General features: G+C 70.3%; 15 protein-coding genes. 1 reads left to right on the forward strand and 14 read right to left on the reverse strand.

Translation table 11 applies throughout. The annotated features are described in order from the left end of the window. Positions 1-38 precede the first annotated feature (38 nt). The 14 genes from QQM72_RS22275 to rsmH form a co-directional block, all read right to left on the reverse strand. Entirely contained in the window at positions 39-680 is a 642-nt protein-coding gene (locus tag QQM72_RS22275; protein ID WP_020129926.1) for a cell division protein SepF, read from the reverse strand. Positions 681-808: 128 nt separating this feature from the next. Continuing rightward, on the reverse strand, positions 809-1,528 hold the full coding sequence (locus QQM72_RS22280) for a YggS family pyridoxal phosphate-dependent enzyme (RefSeq protein ID WP_314222621.1): 720 nt from the start codon (positions 1,526-1,528) through the stop codon (positions 809-811). Between the two features lie 6 nt (positions 1,529-1,534). Further along, positions 1,535-2,263, reverse strand: coding sequence for a peptidoglycan editing factor PgeF (gene pgeF / locus QQM72_RS22285; protein ID WP_314222622.1), 729 nt, complete (start codon positions 2,261-2,263; stop codon positions 1,535-1,537). Continuing rightward, positions 2,260-3,456, reverse strand: a complete 1,197-nt coding sequence (gene ftsZ, locus QQM72_RS22290; protein ID WP_314222623.1) for a cell division protein FtsZ — start codon at positions 3,454-3,456, stop codon at positions 2,260-2,262. Before ftsZ ends, pgeF begins: the two co-directional genes overlap by 4 nt. 277 nt (positions 3,457-3,733) lie before the next feature. Beyond that, positions 3,734-4,528 (reverse strand): cell division protein FtsQ/DivIB, encoded by a 795-nt coding sequence (locus tag QQM72_RS22295; RefSeq protein WP_314222624.1) that lies wholly within the window; start codon positions 4,526-4,528, stop codon positions 3,734-3,736. Positions 4,529-4,670: 142 nt separating this feature from the next. Further along, a complete protein-coding gene (murG, locus tag QQM72_RS22300; RefSeq protein WP_028806861.1) occupies positions 4,671-5,768 on the reverse strand; it encodes an undecaprenyldiphospho-muramoylpentapeptide beta-N-acetylglucosaminyltransferase in 1,098 nt (365 codons plus the stop codon). Between the two features lie 6 nt (positions 5,769-5,774). After that, a complete protein-coding gene (ftsW, locus tag QQM72_RS22305; RefSeq protein WP_314222625.1) occupies positions 5,775-7,139 on the reverse strand; it encodes a putative lipid II flippase FtsW in 1,365 nt (454 codons plus the stop codon). Positions 7,140-7,247: 108 nt separating this feature from the next. Continuing rightward, entirely contained in the window at positions 7,248-8,675 is a 1,428-nt protein-coding gene (gene murD / locus QQM72_RS22310; RefSeq protein WP_314222626.1) for a UDP-N-acetylmuramoyl-L-alanine--D-glutamate ligase, read from the reverse strand. Beyond that, the gene (mraY, locus tag QQM72_RS22315; protein ID WP_020129934.1) at positions 8,657-9,730 is read right to left on the reverse strand and encodes a phospho-N-acetylmuramoyl-pentapeptide-transferase; all 1,074 of its coding nucleotides are present in this window, start codon (positions 9,728-9,730) and stop codon (positions 8,657-8,659) included. Before mraY ends, murD begins: the two co-directional genes overlap by 19 nt. After that, complete coding sequence (locus QQM72_RS22320; protein ID WP_314222627.1) at positions 9,727-11,142, reverse strand: UDP-N-acetylmuramoyl-tripeptide--D-alanyl-D-alanine ligase; 1,416 nt, start codon at positions 11,140-11,142, stop codon at positions 9,727-9,729. Before QQM72_RS22320 ends, mraY begins: the two co-directional genes overlap by 4 nt. A 4-nt stretch (positions 11,143-11,146) precedes the next feature. Further along, positions 11,147-12,823 carry a UDP-N-acetylmuramoyl-L-alanyl-D-glutamate--2,6-diaminopimelate ligase gene (locus tag QQM72_RS22325; protein WP_399078184.1) on the reverse strand — a complete coding sequence of 559 codons (1,677 nt, stop codon included), beginning with the start codon at positions 12,821-12,823 and terminating at the stop codon, positions 11,147-11,149. A 70-nt stretch (positions 12,824-12,893) separates the two neighbouring features. Beyond that, positions 12,894-14,861, reverse strand: coding sequence for a peptidoglycan D,D-transpeptidase FtsI family protein (locus tag QQM72_RS22330; protein ID WP_314222629.1), 1,968 nt, complete (start codon positions 14,859-14,861; stop codon positions 12,894-12,896). A gap of 5 nt (positions 14,862-14,866) precedes the next feature. Further along, positions 14,867-15,403, reverse strand: coding sequence for a septum formation initiator family protein (locus tag QQM72_RS22335; RefSeq protein WP_314222630.1), 537 nt, complete (start codon positions 15,401-15,403; stop codon positions 14,867-14,869). A 45-nt stretch (positions 15,404-15,448) separates the two neighbouring features. Beyond that, entirely contained in the window at positions 15,449-16,405 is a 957-nt protein-coding gene (gene rsmH, locus QQM72_RS22340) for a 16S rRNA (cytosine(1402)-N(4))-methyltransferase RsmH (RefSeq protein WP_314222631.1), read from the reverse strand. Between the two features lie 324 nt (positions 16,406-16,729). On the opposite strand from rsmH, the gene QQM72_RS22345 reads away from it, so the two are divergent. After that, positions 16,730-17,275, forward strand: coding sequence for a beta-class carbonic anhydrase (locus tag QQM72_RS22345; RefSeq protein ID WP_314222632.1), 546 nt, complete (start codon positions 16,730-16,732; stop codon positions 17,273-17,275). Positions 17,276-17,421: the final 146 nt, after the last annotated feature.

Raw genomic sequence — 17,421 nt, forward strand, 5'->3', positions numbered from 1 at the left:
TCCGTGCTTCTCTGTACTGCCGTTTCCGGTCGAGCGTCTCAGCTCTGGTTGAAGAACCCGCCCTCTGCGATGCGGGCCTTGTCCTCCGCCGTGACATCGACGTTAGCAGGCGACAACAGGAACACCTTCTGCGTCACCCGCTCGATGCTGCCGTGAAGACCAAACACCAAACCGGCTGCAAAGTCGACAAGTCGCTTCGCGTCTGTGTCATCCATCTCAGTCAGATTCATGATCACCGGGGTGCCCTCACGGAAGTGTTCCCCGATGGTACGGGCCTCGTTGTAGGTCCGGGGGTGAAGCGTGGTGATCCGGTACGGCTCTCGTTCCGACACGACCTTGGGCATGATCACCGGTGCGTTCTTCTCCAGGGACTGACGTTCTTGTGTGATGGATGCCACGGGCGCGATGCGCGCCGGACGCCCGGATTCCGCGCCTAGCGAAGCGGAACGAGCCACCGGCTCACGCGGCGCGGGCGGCTGTACGATTCGCACCTCTTCGTCCCTTTGGGACTGATGTGCGCCATGTGACTGGTGGGACGGCTCGTGTCGCCGGTGGTCCCGCTCGGGCTCCGGGTCGAGCTCGGGTTCGAAGTCGTCGTCGGGGTCGAATCCCCGGCCGTCGTACCCATCGTCCTCCACGAGGCCGAGGTAGACCGCCATCTTGCGCATCGCGCCGGCCATTCTCTGAGTCCTCCGCTCTGTGGTGGATCGACTTTCAACTGCCAAGTCCCGCGATCCACGTGGCCCTTGTGTCCGCCCTTCGGCGGTAATGACCATATTTTCTGCTGTGGTCCGACTTCCTGGCGACGTTACCCGAGCCTGGGGCGGACTCCGAGTACCGCAGTGCCGACGCGTACATGTGTCGCTCCGGCCGCCACTGCGTCCTCGAGGTCCGCACTCATCCCTGCCGACACCATGTTCGCAGCCGGATGGGCTCGGCGCAGGTCAGTCGACAAATCCATCAACCGCCCGAAGGCCTCGCGTTGGCGCCCGGCGTACTCCCCGGTCAGAGGTGCGACGGTCATCAGTCCGTCAAGCCGCAGCCCCGGCGATCCGGCGACCAGAGCGGCCAACTCCCCGACGCCGCCCGGAGCCACACCGCCCCGCTCGCCCCGCTCGCTCGCCCCGGCGTCGAGCGCCACCTGAAGCAGACAGCCCACCTCACGCCCGGCCCGCACCGCCTCCTTCGACAGGGCCGTCACCAGCCGGGCCCGGTCGACGGACTGCACCACATCCGCGTAACCGACGACGGAACGGACCTTGTTGGTCTGCAACTGGCCGACGAAGTGCCACCGCAGCGGCAGCTCGGCACACTCGGCCGCCTTGGGCGCCGCGTCCTGGTCCTTGTTCTCGGCGACATGGCGCACACCGAGTTCCGACAGCAGCCGCACATCGCTCGCCGGGTAGGTCTTGGTGACCACGATCAGGGTCACCTCCTCCCGAGCGCGGCCCGCGGCCGCGCAGGCGGCGGCGATCCGCTCCTCCACCTTCGCGAGGTTTGCGGTGAGTTCGTACTTACGGTCCGTCATGCCCCATCAGTCCAGCCAGACATATCCCGCGAGTCGCCCCGTGGAGCGGTCGCGGCGATACGAGAAGTGATCGTTCGACTCCCGTGTGCACACCGGCGAACGCTCCCGGTCGTGCACCCCGAGCCGGTCGAGCTGCGCGTGCACCCCGGCGATCACGTCGACGGCGGGGGTGCCCCAGCTCGTCTCGGCACTCGCCGCCGGCTCGACGGCGGCCACCTCGGCGCGCATCGCCTCCGGCACCTCGTAGCACCGCCCGCACACGGCGGGCCCGGTGCGGGCGACGATCCGGGAGGGGACGGCGCCGAGCGACTCCATCGCGTCGACGGCCGCCGGCACGATCCCCTTGACCATGCCGGGCCGTCCCGCGTGCGCGGCCGCGACCACCCCGGCGACGGGGTCGGCGAGCAGGACGGGCACACAGTCCGCCGTCAGCACGGCGAGGGCGAGTCCACGGGTCGCGGTCACCAGACCGTCGACCGGCGGGGTGAGCCCGGTGGTCCACGGTCCGTCGACCTCGGCGACGTCGTTGCCGTGCACCTGGTTCATCCAGACCACCAGGCCGGGGTCCAGACCCAGCGACTTGGCGGCCAGTTCACGATTGACGCGTACGGCGTCGGGGTCGTCGCCGACCGCTCCGCCGAGGTTGAGCTCCTCATACGGAGCGGCGCTCACCCCGCCCCACCGGTCGGTGAAGGCGAAGTGCGCGCCGCTCACGCTCTCGCGCTGTCCTATCACTTCAGGAAGTCCGGCACGTCCAGCTCCTCGGCCGCGCTGTCCGAGTAGGAGCGCGACGGCGGCACCGGAGGCGAGACCGGCAGGTCGGCCACCGGCTCGGGCGCCGGCAGCACCTCCTCCTTGGGAGTCACGCTGCCGAGCGAGCCGAAGGACGGCCGGCTCTCGGGCTGCCGTACCGGAGTGGGCTCCTCGCGGCGCGCCGAGGACGAGGACGAGCCCATGACGGTCTCCCGGCGGGCCGGGGGCTGACCCCCGTCGAAGCCGGCCGCGATGACCGTGACCCGCACCTCGTCGCCGAGGGCGTCATCGATGACCGCACCGAAGATGATGTTGGCCTCGGGGTGCGCGGCCTCACTGACCAGCTGGGCGGCCTCGTTGATCTCGAACAGGCCGAGGTCGGAGCCGCCGGAGATGGAGAGCAGGACGCCCCGGGCGCCGTCGATCGAGGCCTCCAGGAGCGGCGAGGAGATCGCCATCTCGGCGGCGGCCACCGCGCGGTCGTCGCCACGGGCCGAGCCGATGCCCATGAGGGCCGAACCGGCCTCGGACATGACCGACTTCACGTCGGCGAAGTCGAGGTTGATCAGACCGGGGGTGGTGATCAGGTCGGTGATGCCCTGGACACCGGAGAGCAGGACCTGGTCGGCCGACTTGAAGGCGTCGAGGACCGAGACCTGGCGGTCCGAGATGGAGAGCAGCCGGTCGTTGGGGATGACGATGAGGGTGTCGACCTCTTCGCGGAGTTCGGCGATGCCGTCCTCGGCCTGGTTGGCGCGGCGCCGGCCCTCGAAGGTGAAGGGGCGGGTGACCACGCCGATGGTGAGGGCGCCGAGGTTGCGTGCGATGTTGGCCACGACGGGCGCGCCGCCGGTGCCGGTGCCGCCACCCTCTCCGGCCGTCACGAAGACCATGTCGGCCCCCTTGAGGACCTCCTCGATCTCCTCGCGGTGGTCCTCGGCGGCCTTGCGGCCCACGGCCGGGTTGGCGCCGGCGCCGAGTCCGCGCGTGAGTTCACGGCCGACGTCGAGCTTGACGTCGGCGTCGCTCATCAACAGCGCCTGCGCGTCGGTGTTGATGGCGATGAACTCGACGCCCTTGAGACCGACCTCGATCATCCGGTTGATGGCATTGACACCACCGCCGCCGACACCGATGACTTTGATGACTGCGAGGTAGTTCTGCGGTGCTGCCACGTCGAAGGCCTCTCGCCTCGAGTTACGTGTCGTCGCCTCGCAGGTGATGCGATCCGACGACTGATGCCGAATGGGACGGTCCGTTTCGCCGACCCGAACCCTAACGCTGAAGTTTAGGGTTACCAGTGTGTCTGTTCCTTGGAGTCTTCCGAACAGGACACTAAGTCGACAAGTGGCGCCCGTTCAACGAACACGCCGAACCTCCCGTTTTTCTTTTCACCCTATGTGATCAGGCGTGTCACTGCCCAACCAGGGTGCTGGCCTGCGCGGACGTGCGTCAACTCCCCGCTGACGCAGGGGCGGTGGGAGCGCTGACATCGAAGTGCCGCGCAGCCGGGGCGGCTTTCATGAGAGCGGTGAGTGTACGGCCCTTCGCCGCGGCCTTCTCGGCACTTCCCCACGCGACCGTGCGACCGCCGCTCAGCTCCAGCGAGATGTCGTCGTAGGAACGGACCTTGACGACCCGGGTGGCCCGCGCGACGCCGGCAGGCAGGGAACCGGCCGCCTTCACCGCCTCCCGCACCAGCCGGGCCTCGCCGAAGCGGCGCAGGCTCGCGGCGGCCGAACGCGACGAGGAAACGGTCATCTCCAGCATCGGGACGCCTTTCGGGGCCTCGGAAACCGTGGCGAAACGGACGCCTTCGTCGTCCACTTCCACGAAGTTCGACCCCTTTCGCACGAGCAGAACCGGCGTACGCTCCGTCACTTTCAGGCCGATTCCATGGGGCCACGAACGCACCACGTCGACCGAGTGAATTCGGGGCAGTTCCGTACGCAGCCGGGCCTCGATCGCGTCGATGTCGACCGAGACCAGCGGCGATCCGACCGGTACGGCGGCGGCTTCACGCACCTGCGGCGGCGTCAGCACCTTCGTGCCGGACACGGAGACCCGCTCCACGCGCAGCCACTGCGAGCCGTACAGCACCCAGCCGGTGCCCCCGCCCAGGAGCACGACGGCCAGCGCGAGAATGATGATCGTACGAAGTCGGCGCGGCCCCAACCACCGGACGAGGGGCGGGCCGGACGTCTCCTGCTGGCGTGCACCACGCTCGGCGGTGGCGGATCCGGCCACGCACACTCCCTTTCCTGGCTCGGTTCACCTCCAAAGCGCCACAGCCGGTGCCGAGAGCACGGCCGCGCTCGGCCTCTCGGGCCTTTGCGGGCTCGGCCCTCGACACCGACGCGCCCCTTCGGCTCACTCGCCGACGCGTTTCCTAACGGCGTGCACGACTGGCGGCGATCGCCTCGTACACCATGCCGACGAGCAGCTCGTCGGCGTCCCTGCGGCCGAACTCGCTGGCGGCGCGGGACATCTCGTACAGCCGGTGCGGGTCGGCGAGGACGGGCAGGACGGTCTCCCGGACCCACTCGGGGGTCAGTTCCGCGTCGTCGACCAGCAGGCCGCCGCCCGCCTTGACCACCGGCTGGGCGTTCAGCCGCTGTTCACCGTTGCCGATGGGCAGCGGGACGTAGGCGGCCGGAAGCCCGACGGCGGAGAGTTCGGCGACGGTCATCGCGCCCGCGCGGCAGAGCATCATGTCGGCGGCGGCGTACGCGAGGTCCATCCGGTCCACGTACGGTACCGGGATGTAGGGGGGCATCCCCGGCATCTGCTGCACCTGCGGCAGTTCGTTCTTCGGGCCGACCGCGTGCAGGATCTGGATACCGGCCTGCTGGAGCCAGGGCGCGACCTGCTGGACGACCTCGTTGAGGCGGCGGGCGCCCTGCGAACCGCCGGAGACCAGCAGGGTGGGCAGGTTGGGGTCGAGCCCGAACATGTGCCGTGCCTCGGGGCGCATGGCAGCGCGGTCCAGGGTGGCGATGGAGCGGCGCAGCGGGATGCCGATGTAGCGGGCGTCCCGCAGCTTGCTGTCGGGCGTGGAGACGGCGACCCGGGCCGCGTAGCGCGAGCCGATCTTGTTGGCCAGGCCGGGGCGGGCGTTCGCCTCGTGGACGACGATCGGGACGCCCAGGCGCTTGGCGGCCAGGTAACCGGGCAGCGCCACGTAGCCGCCGAAGCCGACGACCGCGTCCGCCTTGGTGCGCTCCAGGATCTGCTCGGCGGCCTTGATCGTGCCGCGCAGCCGGCCCGGCACGGTGATCAGTTCGGGGGTGGGCTTGCGCGGCAGCGGGACGGCGGGGATCAGCGCGAGGTCGTAGCCCCGCTGCGGAACGAGCGTGGTCTCCAGACCGCGCTCCGTGCCCAGTGCCGTGATCCCCACAGTGGGGTCCTGCCTGCGCAGGGCGTCCGCGAGGGCGAGCGCGGGCTCGATGTGGCCGGCGGTCCCCCCACCAGCGAGTACGACATGCACCGAAATTCACCGCTCTCCGGACGGACGCGCCGCCGAGGCACGCCGTCGCATCGTGTTCCATCTCCGGGGGCTCCGGTCGAAAGCGGAGCCCCCAGCCCCCCGCTTTCTACCAAAGCGGGGGTGCCGCATCGCAAGCGCCGCCCGCGCACCGGGCTCGTCGCGTGCGAAAGCGATGAGCAGCCCGATGGCGAACATGGTCGGCAGCAGGGCGGAACCCCCGTAGGAGAACAGCGGGAGCGGGACGCCGGCGATCGGCAGCAGGCCGAGCACCGCACCGATGTTGATCACCGCCTGAGCGGTGATCCAGGTGGTCACGCCTCCCGCGGCATACCTCACGAAGGGGTCCTCCGTGCGTCCGGCCACGCGGATACCCGCATAGCCTAGAGCCGCGAACAGGGCGAGTACCGACAGCGTCCCCGCGAGACCCAGTTCCTCGCCGGTGACGGCGAAGATGAAGTCGGTGTGGGCTTCGGGGAGTTGGCCCCATTTCTCCACACTCGCACCGAGTCCCGAGCCGAAGATCCCGCCGGAGGCCAGGGCGTAGATCCCGTGCACCGCCTGCCAGCAGGCGTCGCCGGGGCCGGGGTCGGTCGCGCCGATGCACTGCAGGCGGGCCATCCGGTTCGGGCTGGTCTTGATAAGGATCACACCGAGGGCCGCCGCGATCGACAGCACCCCGACGAAGAGCCGCGTGGGCGCTCCCGCCAGCCACAGGAGCCCGAACAGGATCGCCGTCAGGATGATCGCCGTGCCCATGTCGCCGCCGAGCATGATCAGCCCGAGCAGCATGAACGCGACCGGCACCAGCGGCACCAGCATGTGTTTCCACTGCGCGAGCAGCTTCTTGTCCTGTTTGCGGGCGAGCAGATCGGCGCCCCAGAGCACCAGCGCGAGCTTGCCGAACTCGCTGGGCTGGATCTGGAAGGAGCCGCCGAGCGAGATCCAGTTCTGGTTGCCGTTGACCGACATCCCTATCCCGGGCACCTGCACCAGCGCCATCATGAACACGGCGCCCGCGAGGATCGGGTAGGCGAGCCCCCGGTGCAGTTTCACCGGCATCCGGGAGGCGACCAGCAGCAGCGCGGCCCCGATGGAGGCGGCCAGGAACTGTTTGCGGAAGAAGAACGATCCCGGCAACGACATCTGGAGCGCGGTGATCTGGGAGGCCGAGTAGACCATCACGAGGCCCAGGACGGTGATCAGCAGGCTGCCGCCGAAGATCAGGTAGTACGCGGTCAGCGGCCGGTCCCAGGCCTTCTGCGCACGCGTGTAGAGCCGTCGTACGGGGTTGTCGCGCAGCGGGCGGGAGGCTGTCGCGGGTCTGCGGACGGTCCGCTGGACAGGCGGACGCCCGGTACGGCTACCGGGCATCGGCTGCTCCCCGGTGCGCGGCGCAACCGCTGTACCCGGCTGCCGCGCCGTACGTCGGCCGTGACGGTCCCACGCGTCCCTCCCAAGGTCGCCCGGCAGGCGGCCGGGTCAGGTTCCGAGTTCGCCAACCGCCTGGGCGAACATGTCACCGCGCTGGTTGTAGTTGACGAACATGTCCATGGAGGCGCAGGCCGGGGCGAGGAGCACCGTGTCGCCTTCGACGGCGAGGCGCCGAGCCTCCTGGACAGCCGCGAGCATCGCCCCAGTGTCCGTCCGCTCGAGGTCGACGACGGGTACTTCCGGGGCGTGTCGCGCCAGGGCTTCACGGATCAGGGCGCGATCGGCACCGATGAGCACCGCCGCGCGAAGCCGCTTGGCCGACTTGGCGACCAGCTCGTCGAAGGTGGCGCCCTTCGCCAGTCCGCCGGCGATCCAGACGATCGACTCGTAGGCCGCCAACGAGGCTTCCGCCGCGTGCGTGTTGGTCGCCTTGGAGTCGTCGATGTACGCGACGCCGTCCACGTCCGCCACGTGGGCGATGCGGTGGGCGTCCGGTGTGAAGGCCCGCAGGCCGTCCCGTACGGCCTTGGCGGGCACCCCGAAGGCGCGCGCGAGGGCCGCCGCGGCAAGGGCGTTGGCGATGTTGTGCGGGGCGGGCGGGCGGACGTCGGAGACCTCGGCGAGCTCCTGGGCGTTCTGCTGCCGGTTCTCGACGAAGGCGCGGTCGACCAGGATGCCGTCCACGACGCCGAGTTGGGACGGCGCGGGGGCGCCCAGGGTGAAGCCGATCGCCCGGCAGCCCTCCTCGACGTCCGCCTCCCGGACCAGGTCCTCGGTGGCCTTGTCGGCGACGTTGTAGACGCAGGCGACCTGATTGCCCTCGTAGGCACGGCCCTTGTCCTTGGCGTACGCCTCCATGGAGCCGTGCCAGTCGAGGTGGTCGGGGGCGAGGTTCAGGACGGCGGCCGAGTGGGCGCGCAGCGAGGGCGCCCAGTGCAGCTGGTAGCTGGACAGCTCCACGGCGAGGACGTCGTACGGCTCCTCGCCGAGGACGGCGTCCAGCAGGGAGACACCGATGTTGCCGACGGCCGCCGTGCGCAGGCCGGCCGCCTTCAGGACGGACGCCAGCATCTGGGTGGTGGTCGTCTTGCCGTTGGTGCCGGTGACGCACAGCCAGGGGGCGGCCTTTCGGCCGTCCAGTTCCCTGAGCCGCCAGGCGAGTTCGACATCGCCCCAGACCGGTACCCCGGCCTCGTGCGCCGCCGTGAACAGCGGCTTGTCGGGCTTCCAGCCGGGTGCGGTGACGACGAGTTCGGTGCCCTCGGGCAGGGTCGCCCCGTCACCGAGGCGCACGGTGACGCCCAGTGCCTGAAGCTCGGCGGCCTGCTCACGCGCGCGTGCGTCGTCTCCGTCGTTGACGACGGTGACCTTCGCGCCGAGCCCGTGCAGCACCTTGGCCGCCGGGATGCCGGAGACGCCGAGCCCGGCGACGGTGACGTTCTTCCCCTGCCAGTCGGTCACTTGTCCGCTGCCCATCCCGCGTAGAAGATGCCCAGTCCGACGATCACGCAGATGCCCTGGATGATCCAGAAACGGACCACCACCAGGACTTCGGACCAGCCCTTGAGTTCGAAGTGGTGCTGAAGCGGCGCCATCCGGAAGACGCGCTTGCCGGTGAGCTTGAAGGAGCCGACCTGGATGACCACCGACATGGTGATCAGCACGAACAGGCCGCCCAGGAGGGCGATCAGCAGCTCGGTGCGGGAGCAGATCGCGAGGCCGGCGAGCACACCGCCGAGCGCCAGTGAACCGGTGTCGCCCATGAAGATCTTGGCCGGCGAGGTGTTCCACCACAGAAAACCGAGGCAGGCGCCCATCAGCGCCGAGGCGATGACCGCGAGGTCCAGCGGATCGCGTACCTCGTAACAGGCGCTGGGGTTGGTCAGGGTCTCGCCGTTGGCGCAGGACTCCTGGAACTGCCAGACGCCGATGAAGGTGTAGGCGCCGAAGACGAGGACGGAGGCGCCGGTGGCGAGGCCGTCCAGACCGTCCGTCAGGTTCACGCCGTTGGACATCGCGAGGATCATGAACAGCGCCCAGACGACGAACAGCACCGGGCCGATCGTCCAGCCGAAGTCCGTGATGAACGACAGCTTCGTGGAGGCCGGGGTGTTGCCGCGCGAGTCGGAGAACTGCAGCGAGAGCACCGCGAAGGCGATACCGACGATCAGCTGGCCGGCCATCTTCGCCTTGGCCCGCAGACCCAGCGAACGCCGCTTGACGATCTTGATGTAGTCGTCGAGGAAACCGACCAGACCCATGCCCGTCATCAGGCCGAGCACCAGCAGACCCGAGTAGGTCGGGGGCTTGCCGGTGATCACCTTGGACAGGAAGTAGGCGGCGATCGTCGCGAAGATGAAGGCGATGCCGCCCATGGTCGGCGTACCGCGCTTGCTGGCGTGCTCGCGCGGGCCGTCGTCGCGGATGTACTGGCCGTAACCCTTGCGCGCCAGCAGCTTGATCAGCAGCGGCGTACCGACCAGCGTCAGGAAGAGGCCGATCACACCCGCGAACAGGATCTGATTCATCATCGGGCGGCGACCTCACCCTCGGTGCCGGTCGCGAGCAACGCCTGCGCGACGCTCTCGAGGCCGACCGAACGGGACGCCTTCACGAGTACGACATCCCCCGGGCGCAACTCGCTGCGCAACAGGTCGACCGCCGCCTGTGCGTCGGACACGTGCACCGACTCCTCACCCCACGAACCCTCGTTATATGCGCCCAGTTGCAGCCAGGCGGCTTCCCTGCCCCCGACCGCGACGAGCTTGCCGACATTGAGCCGGACGGCGAGCCGTCCGACCGCGTCGTGCTCGGCGAGCGCCTCGTCCCCGAGCTCGGCCATCTTGCCGAGCACCGCCCACGTACGGCCCCCCTTGCCCATGGCCGCGAGCGCGCGCAGAGCGGCTCGCATGGACTCGGGGTTCGCGTTGTAGGCGTCGTTGACGATCGTCACGCCGTCCGGGCGCTCGGTGACCTCCATCCGCCAGCGGGAGAGGGAGCCCGCCTCGGAGAGCGCGGTGGCGATCTCTTCCGCGGACATGCCCAGCTCATGGGCGACGGCGGCCGCTGCGAGCGCGTTCGACACGTGGTGCTCACCGTACAGGCGCATGGTCACGTCGCTGCACCCGGAGGGTGTGTGAAGGCTGAAGGCGGGCTGTCCGCTGTCCGTGAGTCGCACGTTCTCGGCCCGTACGTCCGCTTCGCCGGACTCTCCGAAAAAGACCACCTTCGCCTTCGTTCGGGGGGCCATGGCCCGTACCAACGGGTCGTCGGCGTTGAGGATCGCGACGCCCCCCTCGTCGGCCGGCGGCAGGCTCTCGACGAGCTCGCCCTTTGCCTGTGCGATCTGTTCGCGGCCGCCGAACTCGCCGATGTGCGCGGTGCCGACGTTGAGGACGAGGCCGATCTTCGGGGGCGTCAGATCGGCGAGGTAGCGGATGTGGCCGATTCCGCGGGCGCCCATCTCGAGCACGAGGAACTTCGTCTCCTCGGTCGCGGACAGGGCGGTCAGGGGCAGCCCGATCTCGTTGTTGAGCGAGCCCGGTGTGAAGACGGTGGGCGCCTTGCGGCGCAGGACCTGTGCGATGAGGTCCTTGGTGCTGGTCTTGCCGGCCGAGCCGGTGAGCGCGACGAGGGTCGCGCCGAGCTTGCGTACGACGTGCCGGGCGAGGGCGCCCAGCGCCGTCTGGACGTCGTCCACGACGATCGCGGGGGCGCCGACGGGGCGCGAGGCCAGTACGGCCGCCGCGCCCGCCTCGACGACCGCGGCCGCGTAGTCGTGGCCGTCCACGCGTTCGCCGACGAAGGCGACGAAGAGGCTGCCGGGCACCACCTCACGGGAGTCCCGGACGACCGGTCCGGTGACTTCCGCGGACGGATCCGGTATGTCGTGGGTCTGCCCGCCGACGACTGCTGCGATCTCGGCGAGGGAGAGGGCGATCACAAGTTCATCCCTGGGTCTGCTGGATAGCTTCGCGAAGCACCTGGCGGTCGTCGAACGGACGGACCACCCCGGCGATGTCCTGGCCCTGCTCGTGGCCCTTGCCCGCGACCAGCACGGTGTCCCCGGCGTGCGCGCGGCCGACGACCGCGGCGATCGCGGCGGCCCGGTCCTCGAACAGCAGGACCTCACCGCGCTCGTGCGCGGGCACGGACGCCGCGCCCTGGAGCATCGTCGCGAGGATCGCGAGGGGGTCCTCGGAGCGGGGGTTGTCGGAGGTGAGTACGGCGGTGTCGGCGAGCCGGGCCACCGCGGCGCCCATCGGGACGCGCTTGGTGCGGTCCCGGTCGCCGCCGCAGCCGAGGACGACGTGCAGCCGGCCCTTGGTGACCTTGCGCAGCGCCTTCAGGACCGACTCGACGGCGTCCGTCTTGTGGGCGTAGTCGACGACCGCGAGGTAGGGCTGCCCGGCGTCCACGCGCTCCAGCCGGCCCGGCACGCCCGGTACCGCGGCGACACCGTCGGCGGCGGTCCGCGGGTCGATCCCGGCGACGGCGAGGGCGACGATCGCGGCGAGGGTGTTCGCCACGTTGAAGGAACCCGGCAGCGGCGCCCTGGCGGCGACCCGCACCCCGTCCGGGCCCACGACGGTGAACGTCGAGTCCAGCGGACCGATCTCGACGTCGGCCGCGCGCCAGTCGGCGTCCGGATCGCCCTCGGCGGAGAAGCTCACGACCGGGACCTCCGCCTCCCGGATCAGCCGGCGGCCGTACTCGTCGTCGAAGTTGACCACGCCGAGTTTGCTGCGTTTCCGGGTGAACAGCTGCGCCTTGGCCTGGAAGTAGTCCTCCATGCCGGAGTGGAACTCCATGTGCTCCGGGCTGAGGTTGTTGAACACGGCGACGTCGAAGACGCAGCCGTCGACCCGGCCGAGCACCAGGGCATGGCTGGAAACCTCCATGGCGACCGCCTCGACACCGCGCTCGCGCATGACCGCGAACAGCGCCTGGAGGTCGGTGGCCTCGGGGGTGGTGCGCTCGGACTTGATCCGCTCGTCGCCGATGCGCGTCTCGACGGTGCCGATCAGTCCGGTCGACCTGACCGGCTTGAGGCCGCCCTCCATGAGGTACGCGGTGGTGGTCTTGCCGGAGGTGCCGGTGATGCCGATCTGGAGCAGGTCGCGGCCCGGGGCTCCGTAGATCGTGGCCGCCAGTGTGCCCATCCGCCCGCGCGGGTCGTCGACCACCAGGACCGGCAGGCCGGTCGCGGCGGCGCGTTCCGCGCCGGTGGGATCGGTCAGGACGGCGACCGCGCCCAGGCCCGCGGCCTGGGTGACGAAGTCGGCGCCGTGCAGGCGGGCGCCCGGCAGGGCGGCGTACAGGTCGCCGGGGCGGACCGCGCGCGAGTCGTGGGTGATTCCCGTGACCTCGACGGCGGCGCTTCCCGGCTGTTCGGCACCCAGCTGATCGGCGAGCTCCGCGAGGGGTGTGGCGGAGACCTGAGCCGGTCGCGGCGGTCCCGGATATGTCACGGAAGCGCCCTTCTGGGGGGTTTGGGACTGATCAGCGTGTGGCACGGCGGTGAGCGTACCGGGCGCACCCGCCTGCGGGCGAAGCGAGGGCGGGGCCGCGGACGGCGATGCGGGCGGCGCGGGGTTCCCGGGGTCGGGAGTGATCATGGTCACGGGCTGGTTCCTGGCTTGTTCGGCGCTGAACAGTGACGGGGCGGGGGTCGGAGGCGGGGGTGCGGGACGGTCAGGGAGTGAAGGAGACCGGGAGGCTCGCGGCCTTGGCGCCGGTCGGTGGGATCTGGAGGGTCTTCAGGGCGAACTCCATGACCTTCTTGAAGACGGGACCGCAGATCTGGCCGCCGAAGTAGCTGCCCTTGGTGGCGTTCTGGATGGCGCAGTACACGGTGACCCGGGGGTTGTCGGCGGGCGCGAATCCGGCGAACGAGGAGGTGTAGCCCTTGTAGGTGCCGGTGGCCGGGTCGACCCGGTTGGCGGTACCGGTCTTACCCGCGACGCGGTAGCCGGGGATCCGCGCCTTGGCGCCCGTGCCCTCCTCGTCGTCCACGACCGACTCCAGCATCTGGGCGAGGGTCTTCGCCGTCTTCTGGCTGACCACCCGGGTCTTCGCGGGCGCCTCGGCGGGGGTGAAGCGTCCGTCCGGGCCCTTGGTGCCGCGCACCAGGGTGGGCTCGACACGGACGCCGCCGTTGGCGATCGTCGAGTACACGGAGGCCGCCTGGAGCGCGTTCAGCGACATGCCCTGGCCGAAGGGGATCGTGTACTGCTGCGAGGTCGACCACTTGCCGGGCTGGGCCAGGATGCCCTTCGTCTCGCCGGGGAAGCCGAGTCCGGTCTGGCTGCCGATGCCGAACTTGCGCAGGTACGAGTAGAGCACCTGGTTGGCCTGGGCCTGTGTCTTGCCGAGCTGGCCGGTGGCCAGGATGGTGCCGATGTTGCTGGACTTGGCGAGCACGCCGTTGAGCGTGAGGTACCAGGTGGCGTGGTCGATGTCGTCCTGGAAGAGCCGGTCGCCGCGGTGCAGCCGGTTGGGCACGGTGACATGCGTCAGCGGTGTGGCGGCGTTCTCCTCCAGCACGGCGGCCATCGACATGACCTTGGCCGTGGAGCCGGGTTCGTAGGCGTCCTGGACGGAGGCGTTGCCCATGTCCGCGGACCTGGCCTGCGAGAGGTCGCCCGGGTCGAAGCCCGGCGAGTTGGCCATGGCGAGGATCTCGCCGGTGCGGTTGTCCTGGACGATGACGTATCCGCGGTCCGCCCGGGACTCCTCCACCTGCTCGGTGATGGCGTTCTGCGCGGCCCACTGGATGTCGCGGTCGATCGTCAGCTCGACGTCGGAGCCGGGCACCGCGGGGGTCTCGGTGGAGCCCACGGTGGGCACCTGGCGGCCGCCGGACTGGGCGTAGCGGATCTTGCCGTCCTTGCCGGTCAGGGTCGCGTTCAGCTGCTGCTCGACACCGCCGCCGCCCTTGCCGTCGGCGTTGACCCAGCCCAGTATCCCGGCGGCGAGGTTCCCGTTGGGGTACACGCGCTTGCTGCTGGGAACGGAGAAGACGCCGGCGAGGACGTTGGCGGTGGACTTGTCCGTCTCCGCCTTGGTGGACAGGGCGGACCTCAGGTCCTTGATCTGCTTCCAGACCTGCGGGGTCTGCCGGCCGGCCAGCTTGACGTAACGCAGGCTCGCGTCCTTCGGCCGCAGCTTCTTGACCAGCGCGGACTGCTCCTGGCCGAGGATCGGCGCGAGGAGGGCGGCCGCCTGCTCGGGGGCGTCGTCGACCTTCAGCTGCGCGCGCGTGAACATCGTGGGGTCGGCCGTGATGTCGTAGGCGTCCACGCTGGACGCGAAGGCCACTCCGGCCCGGTCGGTGATCTCGCCCCGCTCGGCGGCCAGCACCTGGCCGACGTACCGGTTCTGCTGGGCCTTGGCGGCGTAGGCGCTCGCGTCGACGGCCTGCACCTGAAGCAGCCGGACGACGAAGGCGATCAGCACCAGGGTCAGCGCGAGGCCGACCATCCGCAGGCGCGGACGGGGACTGCCGAGCCGGATGGCATTCTGCGCGGCGGGGCGTGGAGCGGGTGCGGTCGGGCGGCGGGCGGGACGGGCGCCGGGGCCCGGCCGCCGCTGGGCGGACACGGGGCGGGAGGGCCGGGCGGGGCCGGGCACGCGCCGGCGCGGCGGTTCCCTGTCGGACACTTCCGTCACCTGCCGGGGGTCTCGGGGATGGCTTCGGTCTGGGCGGCGCTGGGGGCCGGGGGCTCGGAAAGCGTGTTCGGCGAGGGTGTCGCGGGGGACGGCGGCGCCTCGATCGTCTGGGGGAACAGGATGGCCTCCGGCGGCCGTACGGCGGCGGGAGCCTCCTCCAGGGACTGCTGGGCGGCGGGCGAGGGGACGCCCTTCACGGTGCCGTCGGGGTTCAGGAAGGCCGGGTCACCGCCGGGGACCATGCCGAGTTCGCGCGCGCGGCGCTGGAGGGCGTCAGGGGCGGAGTAGGAGTCGATGTCCCGCTGGAGCGCCTGCTCCTCGTCGGTGAGGCTCTTGGTGTCCTTCTGGAGGTCGTCCATCTTGAACGAACCCTCGCTGAGCGCGGAGTTCAGCACCAGCAGTCCGATGAGACCGCCGCCCAGGAGAAGGACGACGAGGAGGACGAACGGGGTACGGGCCGCCTGCCGCGGGCCGGCCGGGAAAAGCCGCGCGAGCCGGGCGGCCCTCCCCTTCAGTTCGGGTTTCCTACTCACTCGGCCTCCCCCGGGTCGGAATTGCGAACCCTCGGCTCACGCCCGTCATTCGATGGACTCCCTGATTCGCTCGGCCCCGCGCAGGCGCGCCGGGGTGGCACGCCGGTTCTCGGCGATCTCTTCCTCGGTGGGAAGTTCGGCACCGCGGGTGAGCAGCTTGAGCCGGGGCTGGTAGCGCTCGGGGACGACCGGCAGGCCGGGCGGCGCGGTGTTGGCGGCACCGGCCGCGAACACCTGCTTCACGAGCCGGTCTTCGAGCGACTGGTAGGACAGGACGGCGATCCGCCCGCCCACGTCGATCGCCTCCACCGCCGCCGGGATCGCCCGCTCCAGGACGGAGAGTTCGCCGTTGACCTCGATGCGCAGCGCCTGGAAGGTGCGCTTGGCAGGGTTGCCGCCGGTGCGCTTGGCGGCCTGGGGAAGGGCGTTGCGGATCAGCTCCACGAGCCGCGCGCTGTTGGTGAACGGCTCCTTGTCGCGCTCGCGCACCACCGCGGAGACGATCCGCTTGGCCTGCTTCTCCTCGCCGTACGCCCGCAGGATCCGCACCAGTTCACCGGGCGGGTACGTGTTGAGGACCTCGGCCGCGCTGACGCCGGTCGTCTGGTCCATCCGCATGTCGAGCGGGGCGTCCTGGGCGTAGGCGAAGCCGCGGTCGGCCTCGTCGAGTTGCATGGAGGACACGCCGAGGTCGAACAGGACGCCCTGCACGCGCGCGATGCCGAGCCGGTCCAGTACCTCGGGCAGCTCGTCGTAGACGGCGTGCACGAGGGTGGCGCGGTCGCCGAACGGGGCGAGGCGCTCACCGGACAGGCGCAGCGCCTCCTTGTCGCGGTCGAGGGCGACGAGCCGGACCTCGGGGAACTGCGTCAGCAGGGCCTCGCTGTGGCCGCCGAGGCCGAGCGTGCAGTCGACCACCACCGATCCCGGCCGCTGGAGGGCGGGGGCCAACAGGTCCAGGCACCGCTGGAGCATCACCGGGACGTGTCGACTGTGACTCAAGGGGCCCTCTCAGATCCGGCGGGTGTACGCATCGCCGGGTCCCCGCCCCCTGAGGAAGGGAAGGCCTGCCGGCGCCGCGGGGAGATCTCCGGCGGCCGGGCCGGGGTCTCACGGGTTCAGTCCAGCAGGGAGATCGTCGCCTCCCGCTTCGCGTCACTTTAGTCCACGGTGTCTCGCGGTCAATCAACCGGCCTGCGCGGCGCGGCCCGACGGGGTCCCCCTCCCCGCCTCCCCTGTGGCTTACCTCACAAAGAGGACGTGATGACACTCTTTTTCCCTCCTCACAGCAGGCCCGGACCGCACGTGACCAGTACCGTCATCGGTATGACGACTTCTGCATCGGTTCCCGCACGGCCCGAAGGCGCCATAACCGACGACACCGTCACCGACCGCCTCGTCGAGGCGAACGAGCGGTACGCGGCCGCCTTCTCCGACCCCGGCATGGACGCCCGCCCCGTTCTGCACGTCGCGGTCGTGGCCTGTATGGACGCCCGTCTCGACCTGCACGCGGCGCTCGGCCTCGAGCTCGGCGACTGCCACACGATCCGCAACGCCGGCGGTGTGGTCACCGACGACGTGATCCGCTCGCTCACCATCAGCCAGCGCAAGCTGGGCACGCGCAGCATCGTCCTCATCCACCACACCGGCTGCGGCCTCGAGGCGATCACCGAGGAGTTCCGCACCGAACTGGAGATGGAGGTCGGCCAGCGTCCGGCCTGGGCGGTGGAGGCCTTCCGGGACGTCGACCAGGACGTACGGCAGTCGATGCAGCGGGTGCGCACCTCCCCGTTCCTGGTGCACACCGACGACGTGCGCGGCTTCGTGTTCGACGTGAGGACGGGCCTGCTGCGCGAGATCGACCCCGCGTAATCGCCGCCGCGGTCCCGTGCGAGCGTTCACGGACGCCGTCGTTCGCTGTCGTTTGGCTGTTGATTTCCGCACCCCGGACGCCCGAATGGTCATAACACCGACATATCGCGGACAGTTGTCCACAGGCGAGTGACACGAATCGGTAA

Origin of the sequence: Streptomyces zaehneri (assembly GCF_032248645.1) — a bacterium.
Classification (GTDB): Bacteria; Actinomycetota; Actinomycetes; order Streptomycetales; family Streptomycetaceae; genus Streptomyces; species Streptomyces coriariae.

Bases quoted from the DNA above. Each gene is read 5' to 3' on its own strand.
- QQM72_RS22275 (WP_020129926.1), bottom strand. From the start codon at position 680: ATGGCCGGCGCGATGCGCAAGATGGCGGTCTACCTCGGCCTCGTGGAG.
- QQM72_RS22280 (WP_314222621.1), bottom strand. From the start codon at position 1,528: ATGACGGACCGTAAGTACGAACTCACCGCAAACCTCGCGAAGGTGGAG.
- ftsW (WP_314222625.1), bottom strand. From the start codon at position 7,139: ATGCCCGGTAGCCGTACCGGGCGTCCGCCTGTCCAGCGGACCGTCCGC.
- murD (WP_314222626.1), bottom strand. From the start codon at position 8,675: ATGGGCAGCGGACAAGTGACCGACTGGCAGGGGAAGAACGTCACCGTC.
- mraY (WP_020129934.1), bottom strand. From the start codon at position 9,730: ATGATGAATCAGATCCTGTTCGCGGGTGTGATCGGCCTCTTCCTGACG.
- QQM72_RS22345 (WP_314222632.1), top strand. From the start codon at position 16,730: ATGACGACTTCTGCATCGGTTCCCGCACGGCCCGAAGGCGCCATAACC.